Annotated in this window: 19 protein-coding genes; 17 read left to right on the forward strand and 2 right to left on the reverse strand. The window is 68.2% G+C overall.

The genetic code is table 11. The features are described 5' to 3' along the window. Positions 1–2 precede the first annotated feature (2 nt). From GV027_RS08195 to ruvA, 3 genes are all read left to right on the forward strand, one after another. A complete protein-coding gene (locus GV027_RS08195; RefSeq protein ID WP_031395214.1) occupies positions 3–746 on the forward strand; it encodes a YebC/PmpR family DNA-binding transcriptional regulator in 744 nt (247 codons plus the stop codon). Between the two features lie 206 nt (positions 747–952). Next, positions 953–1,459: a crossover junction endodeoxyribonuclease RuvC gene (ruvC, locus tag GV027_RS08200; protein WP_031395213.1), complete on the forward strand. Its 507-nt coding sequence runs from the start codon at positions 953–955 to the stop codon at positions 1,457–1,459. Then, positions 1,456–2,055 carry a Holliday junction branch migration protein RuvA gene (ruvA, locus tag GV027_RS08205; protein WP_031440320.1) on the forward strand — a complete coding sequence of 200 codons (600 nt, stop codon included), beginning with the start codon at positions 1,456–1,458 and terminating at the stop codon, positions 2,053–2,055. Before ruvC ends, ruvA begins: the two co-directional genes overlap by 4 nt. A 2-nt stretch (positions 2,056–2,057) precedes the next feature. Here the strand turns inward: ruvA and GV027_RS08210 are convergent, their stop codons facing one another. Continuing rightward, positions 2,058–2,480, reverse strand: coding sequence for a winged helix-turn-helix transcriptional regulator (locus GV027_RS08210; protein ID WP_159511561.1), 423 nt, complete (start codon positions 2,478–2,480; stop codon positions 2,058–2,060). A 117-nt stretch (positions 2,481–2,597) separates the two neighbouring features. Here GV027_RS08210 and GV027_RS08215 point away from each other — a divergent pair, with 117 nt between their 5' ends. The 8 genes from GV027_RS08215 (at position 2,598) to GV027_RS08250 (ending at position 12,663) form a co-directional block, all read left to right on the forward strand. Further along, complete coding sequence (locus tag GV027_RS08215; RefSeq protein WP_037532038.1) at positions 2,598–3,659, forward strand: SDR family oxidoreductase; 1,062 nt, start codon at positions 2,598–2,600, stop codon at positions 3,657–3,659. A gap of 76 nt (positions 3,660–3,735) precedes the next feature. Beyond that, a complete protein-coding gene (ruvB, locus tag GV027_RS08220; protein WP_031440317.1) occupies positions 3,736–4,761 on the forward strand; it encodes a Holliday junction branch migration DNA helicase RuvB in 1,026 nt (341 codons plus the stop codon). 94 nt (positions 4,762–4,855) lie between these two features. Further along, complete coding sequence (gene ptsP / locus GV027_RS08225; RefSeq protein ID WP_031396191.1) at positions 4,856–7,129, forward strand: phosphoenolpyruvate--protein phosphotransferase; 2,274 nt, start codon at positions 4,856–4,858, stop codon at positions 7,127–7,129. A gap of 102 nt (positions 7,130–7,231) precedes the next feature. After that, positions 7,232–8,101 carry a helix-turn-helix domain-containing protein gene (locus tag GV027_RS08230; protein ID WP_043158400.1) on the forward strand — a complete coding sequence of 290 codons (870 nt, stop codon included), beginning with the start codon at positions 7,232–7,234 and terminating at the stop codon, positions 8,099–8,101. Positions 8,102–8,169: 68 nt separating this feature from the next. Next, entirely contained in the window at positions 8,170–9,087 is a 918-nt protein-coding gene (locus GV027_RS08235) for a YbgF trimerization domain-containing protein (RefSeq protein WP_159511562.1), read from the forward strand. A 31-nt stretch (positions 9,088–9,118) separates the two neighbouring features. Beyond that, on the forward strand, positions 9,119–10,138 hold the full coding sequence (gene tilS / locus GV027_RS08240; RefSeq protein ID WP_159511563.1) for a tRNA lysidine(34) synthetase TilS: 1,020 nt from the start codon (positions 9,119–9,121) through the stop codon (positions 10,136–10,138). 103 nt (positions 10,139–10,241) lie between these two features. Continuing rightward, complete coding sequence (ftsH, locus tag GV027_RS08245) at positions 10,242–12,221, forward strand: ATP-dependent zinc metalloprotease FtsH (RefSeq protein WP_031396187.1); 1,980 nt, start codon at positions 10,242–10,244, stop codon at positions 12,219–12,221. 64 nt (positions 12,222–12,285) lie between these two features. After that, positions 12,286–12,663 carry a hypothetical protein gene (locus tag GV027_RS08250; protein ID WP_236559115.1) on the forward strand — a complete coding sequence of 126 codons (378 nt, stop codon included), beginning with the start codon at positions 12,286–12,288 and terminating at the stop codon, positions 12,661–12,663. Positions 12,664–12,728: 65 nt separating this feature from the next. Here GV027_RS08250 and GV027_RS08255 read toward each other — a convergent pair whose 3' ends face one another. Beyond that, positions 12,729–13,814 (reverse strand): DUF3667 domain-containing protein, encoded by a 1,086-nt coding sequence (locus GV027_RS08255; protein ID WP_159511564.1) that lies wholly within the window; start codon positions 13,812–13,814, stop codon positions 12,729–12,731. A gap of 62 nt (positions 13,815–13,876) precedes the next feature. Here GV027_RS08255 and GV027_RS08260 point away from each other — a divergent pair, with 62 nt between their 5' ends. The 6 genes from GV027_RS08260 to GV027_RS08285 all read left to right on the forward strand — a co-directional run bounded on the left by GV027_RS08260 (position 13,877) and on the right by GV027_RS08285 (position 19,290). Beyond that, on the forward strand, positions 13,877–15,151 hold the full coding sequence (locus GV027_RS08260; protein ID WP_159511565.1) for a glutamate-5-semialdehyde dehydrogenase: 1,275 nt from the start codon (positions 13,877–13,879) through the stop codon (positions 15,149–15,151). A 33-nt stretch (positions 15,152–15,184) separates the two neighbouring features. After that, the gene (locus GV027_RS08265) at positions 15,185–15,787 is read left to right on the forward strand and encodes a nicotinate-nucleotide adenylyltransferase (protein WP_031441652.1); all 603 of its coding nucleotides are present in this window, start codon (positions 15,185–15,187) and stop codon (positions 15,785–15,787) included. 13 nt (positions 15,788–15,800) lie between these two features. Further along, positions 15,801–16,214 carry a ribosome silencing factor gene (rsfS, locus tag GV027_RS08270; protein WP_031395980.1) on the forward strand — a complete coding sequence of 138 codons (414 nt, stop codon included), beginning with the start codon at positions 15,801–15,803 and terminating at the stop codon, positions 16,212–16,214. A gap of 16 nt (positions 16,215–16,230) precedes the next feature. Continuing rightward, positions 16,231–16,653 carry a 23S rRNA (pseudouridine(1915)-N(3))-methyltransferase RlmH gene (locus GV027_RS08275; RefSeq protein WP_031395979.1) on the forward strand — a complete coding sequence of 141 codons (423 nt, stop codon included), beginning with the start codon at positions 16,231–16,233 and terminating at the stop codon, positions 16,651–16,653. A gap of 2 nt (positions 16,654–16,655) precedes the next feature. Beyond that, on the forward strand, positions 16,656–17,843 hold the full coding sequence (locus GV027_RS08280) for a murein hydrolase activator EnvC family protein (protein WP_159511566.1): 1,188 nt from the start codon (positions 16,656–16,658) through the stop codon (positions 17,841–17,843). A 112-nt stretch (positions 17,844–17,955) separates the two neighbouring features. Then, on the forward strand, positions 17,956–19,290 hold the full coding sequence (locus GV027_RS08285; RefSeq protein WP_159511567.1) for a S41 family peptidase: 1,335 nt from the start codon (positions 17,956–17,958) through the stop codon (positions 19,288–19,290). The last annotated feature ends 17 nt before the right edge of the window (positions 19,291–19,307 follow it).

Here is a 19,307-nt window from a genome sequence, read left to right on the forward strand (position 1 = left end):
AGATGGCAGGCCATTCCAAATATAAGAACATCATGCATCGCAAGGGTGCGCAGGACAAGAAGCGCTCGTCGGCGTTCAGCAAGCTCAGCCGGGAAATCACGGTTGCGGCCAAGATGGGCCTGCCCGATGTCGACATGAACCCGCGCCTGCGCGCGGCGGTGAACGCGGCCAAGGCGGCGTCGCTGCCCAAGGAGAACATCCAGCGCTCGATCGACAAGGCGAGCCGCGGCGATGCCGAGAATTACGAAGAGATCCGCTACGAGGGCTTCGGCCCCGGCGGCGTGTCGCTGATTATCGAGGCGCTGACCGACAACCGCAACCGCACCGCGACCAACGTGCGCGTCGCGGTCGGCAAGAATGGCGGCAACCTGGGCGCCGGCGGGTCGGTCAGCCATGCGTTCGACCGCGTCGGGCTGATTTCCTATCCGGCGAGCGCGGGCGATGCCGACACGGTGTTCGAGGCAGCGCTCGAGGCGGGCGCCGAGGACGTGACGTCGAGCGAGGACGGGCACGAGGTCTGGACCGCGCAGGGCGATCTGCACGAAGTCGCCAAGGCGCTCGAGGCGAAGCTCGGCGAGGCCGAGGGCGCGAAGCTCGCCTGGCGTCCGCAGACGATGGTCGCGGTCGACGCGGACGATGCGGCGACGTTGTTCAAGCTGATCGACGCGCTCGACGATGACGACGACGTGCAGACGGTGTGGGGCAATTACGAGATCTCGGACGAGATCATGGAGACGCTGGGTTGATTCGTTGGGGTTGAGATGAAGAAGGTGTTTTCACGCGGAGACGCGGAGGCGCGGAGAGTTGCCCTGCGCGGGTTCGTCTTCCGCGTCAGCGGCCTATCGCCGATCGGCCGGCCCGACGGCGTGAAGGTCGCGCTGACGCGCGACGGCCGCAAAATGCGCACGCCCTCCGCGTCTCCGCGTCTCCGCGTGAACTCACCTTCTTACCTATGATTATTTTAGGACTCGACCCCGGCCTCGGCACCACGGGCTGGGGCGTCATCCGTGCGGACGGTAACCGGCTGAGCCATATCGCCAATGGCCAGATCAGGACCGATCCGTCGATGGCGCTGCCGCGGCGGTTGACGGCGTTGTATTCGGCGTTGCTCGACGTCATCCGTGCGGAGCGGCCGGATGGCGCCGCGGTCGAGGAGGTGCTGGGCAACACCAATGCGCAGTCGACGTTGAAGCTGGGGCAGGCGCGCGGCGTGGTGTTGCTCGCGGCGGCGGGGGCGGGATTGCATATCGGCGAATATCACCCCTCGACCGTCAAGAAGGGCGTCGTCGGCACCGGCGGCGCGGACAAGAAACAGATTCAGGCGATGATGGCGGTGTTGCTGCCCGGCGCGAAACTCGCCGGCCCCGACGCCGCCGATGCGCTGGCGGTGGCGATCACGCATGCGCATCATGTCGCGAGCGCGGCGGCGCTGTCGCGACGCACGGGAGTAGGCGCATGATCGTCCATCTGAAGGGCCGGCTCGATTCGACCGGGATCGATCATGCGGTGATCGACGTCGGCGGGGTCGGCTATCTGGTTGGCGCGTCGGCGCGTACGCTGTCGGCCCTCGGGCCGATCGGCGAGGCCTGCACCGTCTTCACCGAACTGCTGGTCGGCGAGGATTTCCAGCGGCTCGTCGGATTTTCGAGCGCGGACGAGCGCGACTGGTTCCGGTTGCTGACCGCGGTGCAAGGCGTCGGCGCGCGGGTTGCGCTCGCGATCCTGTCCGCGCTTGAACCCGTCGACCTGTCGCGCGCGATCGCCAGCGGCGACAAGGCGATGGTCGCGCGCGCGAACGGCGTCGGGCCGAAGCTTGCACAGCGCATCGTCATGGAATTGAAGGACAAGGTCGGCGGGATCGCGCTCGGGCTCGGGCCCGCGGTGGTCAATGCGGCGCCGGGCGCGTCGGCGGATGCGGTGTCGGCGATGCTCAACCTGGGGTTCCGGCCTGCCGAGGCGAGCGTCGCGGTCGCGGCGGCGGACGAGGAACTGGGGCCTGGCGCGACGCTCGACGCTCTCGTCCGGCTGGCGCTGCGCAAGGCGTCGAAGCCCTAGCCTCAGTCGGTCTTCGGCCGTTTCGCGGACCGGCGGGGCGCGGGGCCGGGGCCGAACGCGTCGAGCGCGTCGGCATTGGTGCGGCCCCAGTCGTAGAGCAGGTTGACGGGCTCGACGAACCGCCTGCCGAGCGGCGTCAGGCGATATTCGACCGCGGGGGGCATCGTCTCGAGCACGTCGCGCAGGATCAGCCCGCTGCCCTCCATGTCGCGCAGCGTCTGCGTCAGCATCTTCTTCGAGATGCCGGGCAGGCTGCGGTGGAGGACGCCGGTACGCGCGCCGCCCTCGTGCCGCGCGTCGAGCGTGTGGAGGACCATACTCGTCCATTTGGTCGCGAACAGGTCGAGCACCCGGCGCGGTGCGCAATCCTCGCGCCAGTCGTCGGCAACAGGGGCGGGATCGTGATCGGGGGGCGTGGTTGTCATGCTGGGTCCCTGAACGTCGCTGGGTCCCGAAAGGTGCCCGGGGCCCCGAATGGTGCCGTCTAGAACGCGTCGCGGGCGATGCCTAGCTACTGCGTTCAAGCGAAACGGAGAATGACGATGGCCCGGACGGCATTGGTGGTTGGCACGAGCGGTATTGTCGGCAGCGCGACGGCGGCGCTGCTGATCGAACAGGGATGGACGGTCCATGGCCTCGCGCGGCGTCCGTCCGACCAGCCCGGCGTGCACCCGGTCGCCGCCGACCTGACCGACGCGGCAGGCACCGCCGCCGCGCTAAAGGATCTGGCGCCCGACGCGGTGTTCGTCTCGACCTGGTCGCGCCAGGCGACCGAGGCGGAAAATATCCGCGTCAACGGCGCGATGGTCCGCAATCTGCTTGATGGTTTGCGCCCGGCAAAGTCGGTGCGGCATGTCGCGCTGGTGACGGGCCTGAAGCATTATCTCGGGCCGTTCGAGGCGTATGGGAAGGGCGTGCTGCCGCAGACGCCGTTCCGCGAGGAGCAGGGCCGGCTCGAGGTCGAGAATTTCTATTATGCGCAGGAGGACGAGGTGTTCGCGGCGGCCGAGCGCGACGGCTTCAGCTGGAGCGTGCACCGTCCGCATACGGTGATCGGCAAGGCGGTCGGCAATGCGATGAACATGGGGACGACGCTGGCGGCCTATGCGACGCTCTGCCGCGAGACCGGGCGGCCGTTCCGCTTTCCGGGATCGGCGGCGCAGTGGAACGGGCTGACCGACATGACCGACGCGCGCCAGCTCGCGGCGCAGCTCGTCTGGGCGACGACGACGCCCGAGGCGGCGAACCAGGACTTCAACATCGTCAATGGCGACGTATTCCGCTGGAGCTGGATGTGGTCGCGGATCGCCGACTGGTTCGGGATCGAGGCGGCGCCGTTCGACGGCACGGTCGTGCCGCTCGAGGAGCAGATGGCGGATGACGCGGTGGTGTGGCAGCGGATCGCCGAGCGCGAGGGGCTGGTCGAGGCCGATCTCACGCGCCTCGCCTCGCCGTGGCACACCGATGCCGATCTTGGTCGGCCGATCGAGGTCGTCACCGACATGGGCAAGAGCCGGCGGATGGGCTTTACGCGCTACCAGCCGACCGACGACGCGTTCTTCGACCTGTTCGCACAGCTGCGCGCGGACCGGCTGATCCCATGAATCTGGTAGGCCGGTCGGGCGGGACGCGCGCGACGGGGTGACAGGGGCGGGCGTGAACGGGTAGGGAACGGGCTTGATGACCGATGCCGAACGCCTGCTCACGCCAGCCCGCCGCCCCGAGGACGTGGATGCGGCGCTGCGCCCCAAGAATCTCGACGAATTCGTCGGGCAGAAGGCCGCGCGCGAGAATCTGCGGATCTTCATCCAGGCGGCCAAGGCACGCGGCGATGCGCTCGACCATGTGCTGTTCTTCGGGCCGCCGGGGCTCGGCAAGACCACGCTCGCGCAGATCGTTGCGCGCGAGATGGGGGTGGGGTTCCGCGCCACCTCGGGGCCGGTGATCGCCAAGTCGGGCGACCTCGCCGCGCTGCTGACCAATCTCGAGGATGGCGACGTGCTGTTCATCGACGAGATCCACCGGTTGCAGCCCGCGGTCGAGGAGGTGCTGTATCCGGCGATGGAGGACCGCGCGCTCGATCTGATGATCGGTGAGGGACCCTCGGCACGCAGCGTGCGGATCGACCTGCCGCGCTTTACTTTGGTCGGCGCGACGACGCGGCAGGGGCTGCTGACGACGCCGCTGCGCGATCGCTTTGGCATCCCGGTGCGGCTGCAATTCTACACCGTCGACGAGCTCGAGCGGGTGGTGACGCGCGCGGCCGGGCTGCTCGGGCTCGCGATTTCGAAGGACGGGGCGATGGAGGTGGCGCGGCGCGCACGCGGCACGCCGCGCATCGCCGGGCGGCTGCTCCGCCGGGTTCGCGATTTCGCCGATGTCGCGGGCGCGGAGATCGTCGATGCGCGCACCGCCGACGCCGCGCTCAACCGGCTCGAGGTCGATGCGCTGGGGCTCGACGCGATGGACCGGCGCTATCTGATGATGATCGCCGACATCTATCGCGGCGGTCCGGTCGGGGTCGAGACGCTGGCAGCGGGCCTCAGCGAACCGCGCGACACCATCGAAGAGGTGATCGAGCCCTATCTGATTCAGCTCGGCCTCGTCGCGCGGACCGCGCGCGGGCGGTGCATGAACGCGGGCGGCTGGAAGCATCTCGGACTCAACCCGCCGGTCGGAAGCCAGGACGGGCTGTTCGACGTTTGAGGCGGGGCATGCAGCAATGACGATCGACCGGGCTTGCGCAGAAGAATGCTTTTGTTGCGTGGCACCCAAGCGCTTGATCTGGTAGCTCCTCCCCATGCCCGTTTCGGCCGCCGCCTCCGCCCGCGAGATCCTCACCAGCCTTCACGACGTGATGGCCGCGCGCACGACCGCGCAAGCCAAGCTCAATTCGGTCGTCGGCATCATCGCCGCGGCGATCGATAGCGAGGTCTGTTCGATCTACCTCCTGCGCGAAGGCGTGCTCGAGCTGTTCGCGACGCGCGGCCTTGCGCAGGAGGCGGTGCACGTCACCAAGCTGGCGCTGGGCGAGGGGCTGGTCGGCACGATCGCGCAGCAGGTCGAGGTGCTCAATCTCGACGAGGCGGCGAGCCATCCCGATTTCGCCTACAAGCCCGAGACCGGCGAGGAGCGCTATCACAGCTTTGCCGGCGTGCCGATCATCCGGCGCGAACGCGCGGTCGGCGTTCTTGCGGTGCAGCATGCCGAAACGCGTAAATATCAGGACGTCGAGATCGAGGCGCTGCAGACCGTCGCGATGGTGCTGAGCGAGCTGATCGCCAATGCCGGGCTGATCGACACCGCGGGCGGCGGGTCGGATCGCCCGCAATCGACCGCGGCGATGCGGATCCCGGGGCAGAAGCTGGTCGACGGGATGGGTGCGGGCTTTGCCGTGTTCCACCAGCCACGCATTCATATCGAGCATACCGTCGCCGAGGACACCGATGCCGAGCGGCACCGTGTCTATGCCGCGTTCGACAAGATGCGCGAAGGCATCGAGCGGATGACGCGCGAGGCCGAGTTCGGCGTCGGCGGCGAGCATGAGGAGGTCCTCGAGACCTACAAGATGTTCGCCTATGACGAGGGCTGGGCGCGGCGGATCAACGAGGCGATCGATTCCGGCCTGACCGCGGAAGCGGCGATCGAGCGCGTCCAGCAGCGCACCCGCCAGCGGATGCGGCAGATCGACGATCCCCTGCTCGCCGACCGGATGCACGATCTGGAGGATCTGGCGAACCGCCTCCTGCGGATCGTGTCGGGCCAGATGGGTACCGCCGCGCAGATGGGGCTCAGGCAGGACACGATCCTGATCGCGCGCAATCTGGGGCCGGCCGAATTGCTCGAATATGACAAGCGGCGGTTGAAGGGCGTGATCCTCGAGGAGGGATCGCTCACCGCGCACGTGACGATCGTCGCGCGGGCGATGGGCGTGCCGGTGCTCGGCCGTGTCCGCGACGTCCGGCGGCTGATCGCCGAGGGCGACCTGCTGCTGCTCGACAGCGCCGACGCCAATGTCTTCGCGCGGCCCTCCGCCGCGATGGAGGAGGCGTTCGAGGCGCGGCTTGCGCTGCGGCAGAAGCGCAGGGCGGCGTTCGCGGCGCTGCGCGACGTGCCGCCGATCACGAAGGATGGCCACCGGCTGACGCTGATGGTCAATGCCGGGTTGCGCGACGATGCGGCCGCGCTCGACATCACCGGCGCGGACGGGATCGGCCTGTTCAGGACCGAATTCCAGTTTTTGGTATCCGCGACGCTGCCGCAGCGCGAGCGCCAGCAGCGGCTGTACCGCGAGGTGCTGGAGGTGGCGGGCGATCGGCCGGTGATCTTCCGCACCGTCGATATCGGCGGCGACAAGGCGCTGCCCTATCTCAACAAGGCCGCCGCGGATGAGGAAAATCCGGCGATGGGCTGGCGCGCGCTGCGGCTGGGGCTCGAACGCGACGGGCTGATGAAGGTGCAGGCACGCGCGCTGCTGGAAGCGGCGGCGGGGCGCACGCTCAACGTGATGTTCCCGATGGTCAGCGAGCCTTGGGAGTTCGACGAGGCCAAGGCGCTGTTCGAGGCGCAGCGAAGCTGGCTCGCGGGACGCGGGCGCAAGCTGCCGACGACGATCCGCTACGGCGCGATGCTCGAGGTGCCAGCACTTGCCGAGATGCTCGACATCCTGCTGCCCAAGATCCAGTTCCTCTCGGTCGGCACCAACGACCTGACACAGTTCCTGTTTGCCGCCGACCGCGCCAATCCCAAGCTCGCCGAGCGCTATGACTGGCTGAGCCCGTCGATCCTGCGGTTCCTCGCCCGGCTCGTCGAGCCCGCGCGTGCCGCCGGTGTCGATCTCGGCGTATGTGGCGAGATGGGCGGGCGGCCGCTCGAGGCGATGGCGCTGGCGGGGATCGGGATCGACCGGCTGTCGATCACCCCGGCCGCGGTCGGGCCGATCAAGGCGATGGCGCGCTCGCTCGATCTGGCGGCGATTACCGCGAAGATGACGGCCCTGCTCGCCGATCCACCGCGCGACATGCGTGCCGTGCTGACCGACTGGGCGACGGAAAACGGCGTCGAGCTGGCCTGACGCGCGGGTTTCGCTAGGGCCTTCGCGTTGACATGGGTTATTGGCTCTGGAACATGACCCGCCTTGATGGGCGCGCGCTACAGCCCATAATCGGAGACAAGAATGGACGACGTCGCAACCGGGCAGATCCCTCCGCCCGCCTCGCCCGAACGGGCCGGCGATATCCTGCGCGCAACGCGCGAGGCACAGGGGCTGACGATCGCCGATGTCGGGGGCCGGACGCGCGTGCCGCTGCGGCATCTCGAGGCGATCGAGGCGTCTGATTACGCGACTTTGCCGTCGTCGACCTATGCGGTCGGGTTCGCCAAGGCCTATGCCCGCGCAGTCGGCGCGGACGAGGTGCGGGTGGCCAATCTCGTGCGCGCCGAGCTTGGCAAGATCGTGCGCCGCACGCCCGAATACGAACCCTATGAAATGTCCGATCCGTCGCGGGTACCGTCGCGCGGCGTGGCGGTGATCGCGCTCGGCATCGCGCTGGCCGTGCTGATCCTGGTCGGCATCTGGTACGGCACCGACCTGTTCCGTGGCGGCGCGACCACGTCCGGGTCTGCGGCGGGATCGGTGGCGACGGTTGCCGAAGTGCCCAGCCCGACGCCGGCCTCCCCCGCAGCGGCGCCCGCGGCGCCGGCGCTGGAGACCGGGCAGGTCACGCTGGCCGCGACCGACGAAGTGTGGATGCGCGTCTATGATGCCGACAACAAGACGCTGTATCTGGGGACGATGAAGGCCGGCGATCGGTTCGACGTGCCGCGTGACGCGAAGGATCCGATGATCAACGTCGGTCGCCCGGACAAGCTGACGGTTACGCTCAACGGCTCGAACGTGCCGCCGCTGGGAACCGGCGAACGCGCGATCAAGGACGTCCGCGTCGGCGCCCCGGCGATCGCCGCACGGCTCAACGGCGCGCCTGCCGCGAGCGGTGGCGATGCCGCTGCCGAGGGGGCACCGGGCAATGCATCGGGAACGCCTTAAGGCTGGCGACAGGAATGATGTTGCAGCTATATCGCTCGTCTTATCCAGTGCCCCGGGGGGTATAGCCCATGCATAAGTCCATCATCGTCGGCATTCTGCTTGCCGGTGCATCGCTGCCCGTCGCGGCATCCGCGCAGTCGAACGTCGAAGGTCGTGTCGGCAAGCTCGAGAGCGAGATGCGCGCGGTCCAGCGCAAGGTGTTTCCGGGCGGGGCAGGGCAGTTGCTGCAGCCCGAAGTGACGGGCCCGCAGACGACCGCAGGCCCCGGTCCTGGCACGCCCGCCACCAGCGCGGTCGCCGATCTGGCGCAGCGCGTGACCTCGCTCGAACAGCAGATTGCGTCGATGACCGGGCAGGTCGAGCAGACCGAGTACAAGATCCGCCAGCTGCAGGAGCAGTTCGACGCGTATCGGCGCGCGACCGACGACCGGATGAAGCTGATCGAGACGGCCCGGACGAACAGTGCGCCCGGTGCAGCCGGAACGGCCGTCGAGGGCACGGGTGGTCCGGACGAGGACGCCGGGCCGCCGGCGCGGCCATCGGGGGCCACCGCCGCCGCGCGGCCAGCAAACGCGGTCGAGAAGCCGTCGACCGGCAATCCGGCCGAGGACGAGTATCTCTACGGCTATCGGCTGTGGGCGGCCAAGAGCTATGCCGAGGCGCAGACGCAGCTGAAGAAGGTGGTTGCGACCTATCCGAAGGACCGGCGTGCGAGCTATGCGCAGAATCTGCTTGGCCGCGCCTATCTCGACCAGGGCAAGCCGAGCCTCGCGTCGATGGCGTTCTACGACAATTACAAGAAGATGCCCGATGGTGAGCGGGCGTCCGAAAGCCTCTATTATCTCGGCCAGTCGCTGACGAAGCTGAACAAGTCCGCGGATGCGTGCAAGGTGTATGACGAGCTCAACGACGTTTATGGCGCCAAGCTCTCACGCGACATGACCGCCAAGGTCGCTGCCGGACGCGCCGCCGCCAAATGCAAGTAAGCGTGCATCGCGGCGTGTGGTGGCCGGCAGGATGAGCGATCCTGTCCTCACCGAGGAGGCCCAGCGTTTTGCAGCGGAGGTCGCAAGGCTTGGCGCGGGGCTGACATCGCCCGTGCTCGCGGTGTCGGGCGGACCCGACAGCATGGCGATGCTGACGCTCGCGCAGGAATCGCTCGTGACCGGTTTCACCGTGGCCAGCGTCGATCATCGTCTGCGCCCCGAAGCCGCGGGCGAATCGGCGATGGTGGCGGCACATTGCGCGACGTTCGGAATCCGCCACGCGACGCTGGCGCCGACCGAGCCGATCACCGGGGCCAGCATCCAGGCGCAGGCGCGCACTGTCCGCTATGCGCTGCTCGCGGATCATGCGCGCGCGATCGGTGCAGGATGCGTGCTGACCGCGCATCATGCCGATGATCAGGCCGAGACGTTCCTGATGCGCGCCGCGCGCGGGTCGGGGCTGGCGGGGCTGGCGGGCGTGCGCGCCCGGACCGAGGTTGCGGGCATCCCCGTCATCCGGCCGCTGCTCGACTGGCGTCGGGCGGAGCTTCGCGCGATCGTCCGACGGGCCGAGGTGCCGTTTTTCGACGACCCGTCCAACCACGACGATCGGCATGACCGCACGCGGTTTCGTCGGCTGCTCGGCGCGAACGAATGGCTCGGCACCCCCAATCTGGCGCGCGCGGCCGCGGCACTGGCGGAGGCGGATGCCGATGTCCGTGCGGCGGTCGAATGGCTCTGGGCCGACCGCGCGAAGGTCGCGGCGGGCGAGGTCCGGCTGACCGTCGGCGACGTGCCGCGCGAGTTGTTGCGTCGCATGGTCCGGCGCGCGATCGGCGTGGTGCGCGATGCCGTCACGGACGCCGCGCGCGACGGTGCCGGGCAGGACGCGGCCGCCACGATCGAGGGCGACTGGAGCGCGGCGGTCAATATCGAGCGGCTGCTCGATGCGCTGATCGCGGGCAAGCGCGCGACTCAGGCGGGGGTGATCGCATCGCCCCGCGCGGGTGTCTGGCGCTTCCGTCCCGCGCCGCCGCGTCGCTCGGTGTAGATTCGTCCCGCGCGGACACATTGATGCTGCCAAGTCGCGGCTTGTTCCATTGCCATTAACCTGCGCGCGCTTATCTTGTAGGTTCGAAAGGTATCCGGCACCCATGAACGACAATGACAATCGAGGGGACAACCGCGGCAACAAGCCACAGGGCCCCGAAAATGGCAGCCCGTGGATGAAGAGCCTGCTCATATGGGTCGGCATTCTCGTCGCGCTGGCGCTGTTCGTGACCATGTTCGACGGCCGCACCGCGACCTCGAGCGGCAACACGATCGCCTATTCGGCGTTCCTCGACAAGGTCGACGAGGGCACCGTCAAGGACGTGAACATCTCGCGCGACATCATCTCGGGTACGTTGTCGAGCGGCGAGAAGTTCAAAGCCTATCCGATCCAGGACGCGACGCTGGTTCCCAAGCTGCGCGAAAAGGGCGTGGCGATCAGCGCAAAGCCTGAGGAAGGGCCGTCGATGCTGGCGCTGCTCCTCTATCAGTCGCTGCCGTTTTTGCTGTTTCTCGGCATCGCGTTCTTCGTCCTGAAGCAGATGCAGAAGAATTCCGGCTCTGGCGCGATGGGCTTCGGCAAGAGCCGCGCGAAGATGCTGACGCAGAAGGAAGGCAAGGTCACCTTTGCCGACGTCGCGGGCATCGACGAGGCGCGTGAGGAGCTTGAGGAGATCGTCGAGTTCCTGAAGGACCCGACCAAGTTCGCCCGTCTCGGCGGCAAGATCCCCAAGGGCGCGCTGCTGGTCGGCTCGCCCGGTACCGGCAAGACGCTGCTCGCCCGCGCGATCGCCGGCGAGGCGGGTGTGCCGTTCTTCACGATCTCGGGCTCCGATTTCGTCGAGATGTTCGTCGGCGTCGGCGCGAGCCGCGTCCGCGACATGTTCGAGCAGGCCAAGAAGTCCGCACCGTGCATCGTCTTCATCGACGAAATCGATGCGGTCGGTCGTCATCGTGGCGCCGGTCTCGGCAATGGCAATGACGAGCGCGAGCAGACGCTGAACCAGTTGTTGGTCGAGATGGACGGCTTCGAGGCCAACGAAGGCATCATCATCATCGCCGCGACCAATCGTCCCGATGTGCTTGATCCTGCGTTGCTGCGTCCGGGCCGCTTCGATCGTCAGGTCGTTGTGCCGCGCCCGGATATCGAGGGCCGGATCAAGATCCTCGAAGTGCACATGAAGAAGGTGCCGCTCGCACCCGATGTCGATGCCCGCGTCATTGCGCGCGGTACGCCGGGCTTCTCAGGTGCTGATCTTGCTAACCTCGTCAACGAGGCGGCGCTGCATGCAGCGCGCAAGGGCAAGCGTCTGGTGGCGATGGCTGAGTTCGAGGAGGCCAAGGACAAGGTCATGATGGGCGCAGAGCGTCGCTCGATGGTCATGACCGACGACGAGAAGCGGATGACCGCGTATCACGAGGCCGGCCATGCCGTCGTCGCGATGCACGAGGCCGCGTCGGATCCGATCCACAAGGCGACGATCATTCCGCGCGGTCGTGCGCTGGGCATGGTCATGCGTCTGCCCGAGCGTGACAGCTACAGCTATCACCGCGACAAGATGTACGCGAACCTCGCGGTGTCGATGGGTGGTCGCGTCGCCGAGGAGGTCATCTTCGGCTACGACAAGGTCTCGTCGGGCGCGAGCGGCGACATCCAGTACGCCACGGGTCTGGCACGCGACATGGTCACGCGCTGGGGCATGTCGGACAAGGTCGGCCCGCTCGAATATGGCGAGCCCGAGGGCGAATCGTTCCTCGGCTATTCGTCGAGCCGTCCTTCGCGCATGTCGAACCAGACGGCGCAGCTGATCGACGACGAGATCAAGCGGATCGTCGAAGGCGGTCTCGATCGTGCCAAGCAGGTGCTGAGCGATCATGTCGACCAGCTCCACACGGTTGCGGGCGCGCTTCTCGAATATGAGACGCTGACGGGTGATGAGATCAAGCAGCTGATCGCGGGCGAAGATCTCGACCGGCCGGATCCGGGTGCGAAGGCGAGCCTCGTACCAAAGGCGGGGACGTCGATCCCCAAGACTCGGAGGCCTAATGGGCCGTTCGGAACGCCGACCCCGCTAGGCGCCTGATCCGGTTCAGCGGCTAGTCAGCTAAATGCCTCCATGGGCGGTCTTTTCTTCGGAAAGGCCGCCCATGTCGTATGTGCTTCCCAAGGCCGTGATTGCCGCGATGCTGGTTGGCGGGATGGCGATGCCTGCGTCCGCGGCGATGACCGTGGGGACGTTTCTCGCGCGCGCCAATGCCCTCCGCGACCAGGGGCCGATGGCACTGATGTCGCCCGACTTCCCGGCACTGAAGGCCGAGGCGAAGGCCGCGACGACGCAGCTGAAGGCCGAGCGTGCGGCACGCGCCGCGGCCGGCAAGCCGCCGATCGCCTGCGTCCCCGAGGGGGAGTCGGTGGGAATCATGGACATGCTCGACGGCTTGTCGGATTTGCCGGCGAGTTATCAGAAGCGGCCGTTGAAGGACGGCTATGCGCGCGTGCTGGCAAACTTATACCCGTGTCGGTGAGCGGGTGAGCCGGACGCGGGGAGGGGCTCGTCGAGGCGAAGCCGAGCAACCGCTGGCGTCCAGGTCTACTCCGTCAGGCCGTGCAGCAGGATCAGCACGACGAACGCGATCAGCACGGTGAACGCGAAGGTGAGCAGCGCGACGGTGCGCCATCCCGCCGAAACCTTGCCGAGCGCATAGGCGCCGCGGAGCTGCGCGAACATGTGGACCGGCGGGACGAGCAACGCCGCCATCACGATCCACCCGCTCGCCAGCCCCGCCAGCCCGCCAAGCATCAGCGCGATCACCAGCAGCATCATGAACGCCAGCGAATAGGTAACGAAGATCGCGTGGTCGTAGAGATGGTGCTTGCGGCGCCACAGGAACAGCAGCGCCATGAACGGCACCGAAAGCGGGATCAGCCCCCAGCTATATTTATACGCGCTCGACTGGAGCTTGTAGATCATCAGGCCGGGATTGGCGTTCGCCTTGGCGATGCCGTGGTCGAGCAGTGGCCAGCCGGTCTTCTTCACGTCGGTGAAGGTAAAGTTGTCCGTGTCGCGTCTGGTCGTGCCGCTTGCGCTCGTCAGCGCGCGGATGCTGCCGCGCAGGACGAGTGCCTGCGTATCGAGATCGGTGGTCGACTGACCCGCGCGCACTGCGATCGCGCGGTCCCGCTCGATGCGGGCTAGGTCACCACGGGCCTCGTCCAGCCCGCGTGCGAGTTCGGCGCGGTCGCGCGTCGTGGGGGCGGCGATCTGCTCGGTTATCTCGCCACCGACCACACCGATCGTCGCGAACATCAGGAAGACGGTGAACAGGAACAGCGCGAGCGGCGAGACGAACCGCGCGCGCTCGCCATTGACGTAGCGCCGGGTGAGCGTGCCGGGATGCAGGACGAGCAGCGGCAGCGTGCGCCAGATCTTGCCCTCGAAATGGAACACGCCGTGCGCAATCTCATGCCCGATCGCGCCGAGCGACCGGTGGACATGCGCGGCCTGGCCACAGGCATGGCAGTGCGCGCCGATCAGCGCGGTGCCGCAATTGAGACAGAGCGCGCCCGTTGCATGCGTCCTGCCGATTGCGGTCGATTCGCCAGCACATGGTTCGAACGCGCGTCCGACCAATGCCCCCGTGGCGATGTCCGCCGCTGCCCCCATGTCTCCGTTCATAACGCAAGCGTAACGCAGCCCGGGCGTTGGCGCGAGTCGGTTTGGCGTGATAGTCGGATGGCATGACCGACCTTCCCGGCGCCGAGACGCACCCCGCAACCCTGATCGCCGACATGGGCGCGCGCGCGCGCCGCGCCGCAAGCGTTCTCGCGGCGCTGCCGACTCCGCGCAAGGCCGCAGGCCTGGTGTCTGCGGCGGCGGCGCTGCGCGACGCAGCGGCGACGATCGAGGCGGCGAACCGCGAGGATATGGCGCGCGCGACCGCCGCGGGGCTGTCGGGGGCGCTGCTCGATCGGTTGCGGCTCGATCCCGGGCGGATCGCGGCGATGGCTGACGGCGTCGCCGCGGTTGCTGCGCTGGCCAATCCGGTCGGCCAGATCATGGATTCGCGCGCACGTCCCAATGGCCTCGTCCTCAGCCGGGTCCGCGTACCGATCGGCGTGATCGGGATCATCTATGAAAGCCGGCCCAACGTGACCGCAGACGCCGCCGCGTTGTGCGTGATGGCAGGCAATGCCGCGATCCTGCGCGGCGGATCGGAAGCCGTGGCGAGCAATCGTGCGATTCACGCCGCCCTGATCGAAGGCCTCGCCGCGGGTGGGGTCCCCGCGGACGCGGTGCAGCTGGTCCCGACCACCGACCGCGCAGCGGTGGGGGCGATGCTCACGGCGGACGGCGCGATCGACCTGATCATCCCGCGCGGCGGCAAGAGCCTGGTCGCGCGTGTCCAGGCCGAGGCGCGCGTGCCGGTGCTCGCGCATCTCGACGGGATCAATCATGTCTATGTCGATGCATCCGCCGACCCCGCGATGGCGGCGGCGGTGGTGGTCGATGCGAAGATGCGCCGGACCGGCATTTGCGGCGCGATGGAGACGCTGCTGATCGACCGCAGCTATGATGGCGCGGTGTCGCTGATCCGCCATCTGGCTGATACAGGTTGTGTCGTGCGGGGCGATGCGGCTGCGATCGCGCTCGTGCCCGAAATCGCGGCGGCGGACGCGGCGGACTGGGATACCGAATATCTCGACGCGATCGCCTCGGTCGCGATCGTCGACGGGCTGGACGGTGCGGTCGCGCATATCGCGCGGCACGGGTCGCACCATACCGATGCGATCGTCGCGGCCGATGCGGACGTCGCCGAGCGGTTTCTCGCGCAGGTCGACAGCGCGATCGTGCTGTGGAACGCGTCGACCCAGTTTGCCGATGGCGGCGAATTCGGGCTGGGTGCGGAGATCGGCATCGCCACGGGGCGGCTCCACGCGCGCGGCCCGGTCGCACTGGAGGGGCTGACGACCTACAAGTGGATCGGACGCGGCACGGGGCAGGTGCGGGGTTGAGGTGTCGGGCCGATCGGCGTCGCGCGTGACGCCATGACCCGCGTCGGTATTCTCGGCGGATCGTTCAACCCGGCACACCGGGGGCACCGCGCGATCACGCTTTCGGCGATCGAGGCGCTCGCGCTCGACGAGGCGTGGTGGCTCGTCTCGCCGGGTAATCCGCTGAAAGAGGCGGCGCGCGACATGGCGCCGCTGTCCGCGCGGCTCGCCTCTGCCCGGCGGATGGCGCGGCGCGCCCCGATCCGCGCCACCGATATCGAGACCCGGCTGCACACCCGCTATACGCTCGACACGATCCGCAAGCTCAGGCGACGCCATCCGAAGATCCGCTTCATCTGGCTGATGGGTGCGGACAATCTCGCCGACTTCCACCGGTGGAAGAACTGGCGCGCGATCGCCCGCGAGGTTCCGATTGCGGTAATCGCTCGGCCGGGATATGACGGGCGCGCCCTCGCGGCCCCCGCGATGGGTTGGCTGCGGCGCTTCCAACGGCGCACAGACCATGCGAAGAGCTGGACGACGTGGAGATTGCCGGCCCTTGTGCTGTTGCGCTTCCGACCCGACCCGACCTCCGCAACCGGCCTGCGCGCCGAAAATCCCGACTGGTTCCAGCATGTTGCCGGGCCGGTAACCTGACCCAGGAGCTGACTTGGCCACTTCCCCTACTGCCCCTCGCGCGACCGACCCCGAAGAGGTTGAGGCGCTGCATCGCCTGATCCTCGCGTCGCTCGACGACGACCAGGCGGTCGAGACCATCTCGATCCCGCTCGCGGGCAAGACGAGCATCGCCGATTACATGGTGATCGCCAGCGGCCGTTCGACCCGCCAGGTCGCCTCGATGGCACAGAAGCTGGCCGAGCGTATCAAGGCCGAGTTCAAGCGTCCGGTGAAGATCGAGGGGCTGCCGACCGCGGACTGGGTCCTGATCGACGCCACCGACATCATCGTCCACCTGTTCCGCCCCGAAGTCCGCAGCTTCTACAATCTCGAGCGGATGTGGGCGTTCGGCGATGCGCCGACGCCGCCGACTGCTCCGTTCGCCGACCTGTCCGACCAAGACTGATCCGGGTGCGCGGGCGATGCTGCTGCATATCGTCGCCCGCGGCCGGATCGGGCGATCGCCCGAAGCCGAACTCGTCGATCGCTATCTGAAGCGGATCGCATGGCCGACCAAGGTGTCCGAGCTTCCCGACACGGGCGGGCGGATTCCCCCGGTCGGCGACCAGACCCGGCGGATCCTGCTCGATGAAAAGGGCGACGTGCTGTCGTCCATGGCGTTCGCGCGCGTGCTCGAGCGGTGGCGTGACGACGGCGTGCGCGAGGCCCGGTTCATGATCGGTGCGGCCGACGGCTTCGACGACGCCGCGCGCGACGAGGCCGACCTGCTGGTCTCCTTCGGCCGCGCGACCTGGCCGCATCTGCTTGCGCGGGCGATGCTCGCCGAACAGCTCTTCCGCGCGACGAGCATCCTGGCCAACCACCCGTATCACCGCGAAGGCTGACGATGCGGATCACCGCGTCATCGCGCCTGTCATCGGCAGTGCTGTTGCTGTTCGCGGCAGTCGCCCTTGGTCTTGCCGCCACCCCGCGCGCGAGTGCGGCGGCGACACCGCAGCAGCGACTGATCGAGGCGAGACGCGGCGCGCGGATCGCGGCGATACGCGCCGAACGTCTGGCCGCCGCCGCGTCGCAGGAGCGCGACGCTGCCGAGCGCGCCAGGGCCGAAGCGCGCGCGATGGCCGCAAGGATCGACGCGACCCGCGCCGACATCGCCGCCGCGCGGATCCGCCTCGCCATCCTCGAACAGCTGCTCACCGAACAGCGCGCGGCCCTGGGGGTCGTCCAGTCGCCGATCGCGCGGTTGCTGGCGGCGCTGCAATCGCTCGCGCGGCGGCCAACGATCGTCGCGGTCGCACAGCCCGGATCAGTCGACGATCTCGTCCATGTCCGTGCGGTTCTGGGCACCGCCCTACCTGCGGTCCGGCTGCGGGCCGACGCGGTGCGCACCGCGCTCCGGCGGACCCGGCGCCTGCAGACGGGCGCAGCGCAGGCGGCACGCGCGCTGCGTGACGGACGGATCCGGCTCGAGGCACAACGCGTCGCGCTCGCCAAACTCGAAGCGACGCATCGCCGTCGCAGCCAGGCACTGGGGCGCGGCGCGATCGGCGAATCCGATCGCGCGATCGCGCTGGGCGAGCGCGCGCGCGACCTGGTCGACAGCCTCGCCGAGTCGGGCAGTGCGGAGGCGACCGCGCTCGACCTGGCGGCGCTGGCGGGGCCGGTGCCGCGCCCGCTTGCCCCCGGCAGCATCCCCGCCGCCCGCGTCCGCGGTGCCTATCGCCTGCCCGTACGCGGTCGGCTCGTCACCGGCTTCGACGCGGTGTCCGATGTGGGCGTGCGATCGCGCGGCCTGACCTTCGCGGTTGCGCCGGACGCGCGCGTGGTCGCGCCGGCGGCGGGCATCGTCCGTTATGCGCGGGCGTTTCGCGGTTATGGCCGGATCGTGATCCTTGATCATGGCGATGGCTGGACGACGCTGTTGACCGGGCTTGCCGACAGCGGGGTGAAACCGGGCGTTCGCGTCGTCGCCGGATCGCGGATCGGCACCGCGCCGGGGGGCGAGGATCCGCTGATCACGGTCGAGCTTCGGCGGCGCGGGCGACCCGTCGACGCGGCTGCATTGATCGGCTAATCAACGACGAACCGGTCCGGCGTCCATTCGCCAGACCGCGAAGACCGTCGCGGCTTTGCTCCGCGCGCACTATACCGCTACGCTGTGCCTTCCCCCGGTTTCAGGACCTTAGATGCCACGTCCGATCCTTACCGCTACCGCCATCCTCGGCGCGCTAACCCTCGTGCCGCTGGCCACCTCGGCGATGGCGGCGGTCGATACCGACACGTATCGCGAGTTCGACCAGTTTCTCGACGTCTTCAACCGCGTGAAGGCGGAATATGTCGACAAGGTCGATGACAAGACGCTGATCAAGGGCGCGATCCAGGGGATGCTCGCAAGCCTCGACCCGCATTCGAGCTATGTCGATGCGCTGGATTACGAGAATCTGCGGATCATGACCGAAGGCAATTATGGCGGCCTCGGCCTGACGGTGCAGATGGAGGACGGCGCGATCAAGGTCGTGACGCCGCAGGAAGACTCGCCCGCCGCGCGCGCGGGCGTCAAGTCGGGCGATTACATCACGCATATCAACGGCAAGCTGATCTACGGCGATTCGCTCGACGAGGCGGTCGCACAGATGCGCGGCAAGCCCGGCAGCAAGATCACGCTGGGGCTCGTCCGGCCGGGTCGCGGCAAGCCGCTCGACGTGTCGATGCTGCGCGAGATCATCGTTCAGAAGCCGGTGAAATGGGAGGTGCGCGGCGATGTCGGTTATATCAACATCAACACCTTCAGCGAGAATACCGGCGCGGACACGCGCGCGGCGATAATGGCGATCGACAAGTCACTGGGGCACCGTCCGCTCGGCTATGTCGTCGACCTGCGGCAGAATGGCGGAGGTCTGCTGACCCAGGCGATCGCAGTCAGCGACGCGTTCCTCGATCACGGTGAGATCGTGTCGCAGCGCGGCCGCGAGAAGACGGATATCGAGCGCTACTACGCCAAGCCCGGCGACGACGCGCATGGCCTGCCGGTCGTCGTGCTGACCGATCCAGGGACCGCATCGGCCTCCGAGATCGTCGCCGGCGCGCTGCAGGATCATCACCGCGCGCTGATCATGGGCGAACGCACCTTCGGCAAGGGATCGGTCCAGACCGTGCTCCAGCTCGGGCCCGAGACCGCGTTGCGCCTGACGACCGCGCGCTACTTTACGCCGTCGGGCCGGTCCGTCCAAGAGGGCGGAATCGAACCCGATATCCGCGTGCCCCAGATCAGCGATCCCGATCACAAGGCGCGCCCGGTGTTCCGCGAGGCCGACCTGCGTCGTCACCTGATCAACGAGGTGAAGGCCGACAATGCGGTGCTCGAGGAAGATACCAAGGACGATCCGCGCTTCTCGGCGACGCCCGAGGCGCTGAAGAAGCAGGGGGTCGAGGACTTCCAGCTTTATTATGCGCTGAAGACGGTCGCCCGGCTCGGCGGCGCCGCGCAGGTCGCCGCCGCGACCAAGGCACCCGTCAAGTGAGCGTACGCCGCGGGCTG

The organism is Sphingomonas sp. T1 (assembly GCF_902506585.1).
In the GTDB taxonomy this organism is placed as follows: domain Bacteria; phylum Pseudomonadota; class Alphaproteobacteria; order Sphingomonadales; family Sphingomonadaceae; genus Sphingomonas; species Sphingomonas aerolata.

Bases quoted from the DNA above. Each gene is read 5' to 3' on its own strand.
- GV027_RS08195 (WP_031395214.1), top strand. From the start codon at position 3: ATGGCAGGCCATTCCAAATATAAGAACATCATGCATCGCAAGGGTGCG.
- ruvC (WP_031395213.1), top strand. From the start codon at position 953: ATGATTATTTTAGGACTCGACCCCGGCCTCGGCACCACGGGCTGGGGC.
- ruvA (WP_031440320.1), top strand. From the start codon at position 1,456: ATGATCGTCCATCTGAAGGGCCGGCTCGATTCGACCGGGATCGATCAT.
- GV027_RS08210 (WP_159511561.1), bottom strand. From the start codon at position 2,480: ATGACAACCACGCCCCCCGATCACGATCCCGCCCCTGTTGCCGACGAC.
- GV027_RS08215 (WP_037532038.1), top strand. From the start codon at position 2,598: ATGGCCCGGACGGCATTGGTGGTTGGCACGAGCGGTATTGTCGGCAGC.
- ruvB (WP_031440317.1), top strand. From the start codon at position 3,736: ATGACCGATGCCGAACGCCTGCTCACGCCAGCCCGCCGCCCCGAGGAC.
- ptsP (WP_031396191.1), top strand. From the start codon at position 4,856: ATGCCCGTTTCGGCCGCCGCCTCCGCCCGCGAGATCCTCACCAGCCTT.
- GV027_RS08230 (WP_043158400.1), top strand. From the start codon at position 7,232: ATGGACGACGTCGCAACCGGGCAGATCCCTCCGCCCGCCTCGCCCGAA.
- GV027_RS08235 (WP_159511562.1), top strand. From the start codon at position 8,170: ATGCATAAGTCCATCATCGTCGGCATTCTGCTTGCCGGTGCATCGCTG.
- tilS (WP_159511563.1), top strand. From the start codon at position 9,119: ATGAGCGATCCTGTCCTCACCGAGGAGGCCCAGCGTTTTGCAGCGGAG.
- ftsH (WP_031396187.1), top strand. From the start codon at position 10,242: ATGAACGACAATGACAATCGAGGGGACAACCGCGGCAACAAGCCACAG.
- GV027_RS08250 (WP_236559115.1), top strand. From the start codon at position 12,286: ATGTCGTATGTGCTTCCCAAGGCCGTGATTGCCGCGATGCTGGTTGGC.
- GV027_RS08255 (WP_159511564.1), bottom strand. From the start codon at position 13,814: ATGAACGGAGACATGGGGGCAGCGGCGGACATCGCCACGGGGGCATTG.
- GV027_RS08260 (WP_159511565.1), top strand. From the start codon at position 13,877: ATGACCGACCTTCCCGGCGCCGAGACGCACCCCGCAACCCTGATCGCC.
- GV027_RS08265 (WP_031441652.1), top strand. From the start codon at position 15,185: ATGACCCGCGTCGGTATTCTCGGCGGATCGTTCAACCCGGCACACCGG.
- GV027_RS08275 (WP_031395979.1), top strand. From the start codon at position 16,231: ATGCTGCTGCATATCGTCGCCCGCGGCCGGATCGGGCGATCGCCCGAA.
- GV027_RS08280 (WP_159511566.1), top strand. From the start codon at position 16,656: ATGCGGATCACCGCGTCATCGCGCCTGTCATCGGCAGTGCTGTTGCTG.
- GV027_RS08285 (WP_159511567.1), top strand. From the start codon at position 17,956: ATGCCACGTCCGATCCTTACCGCTACCGCCATCCTCGGCGCGCTAACC.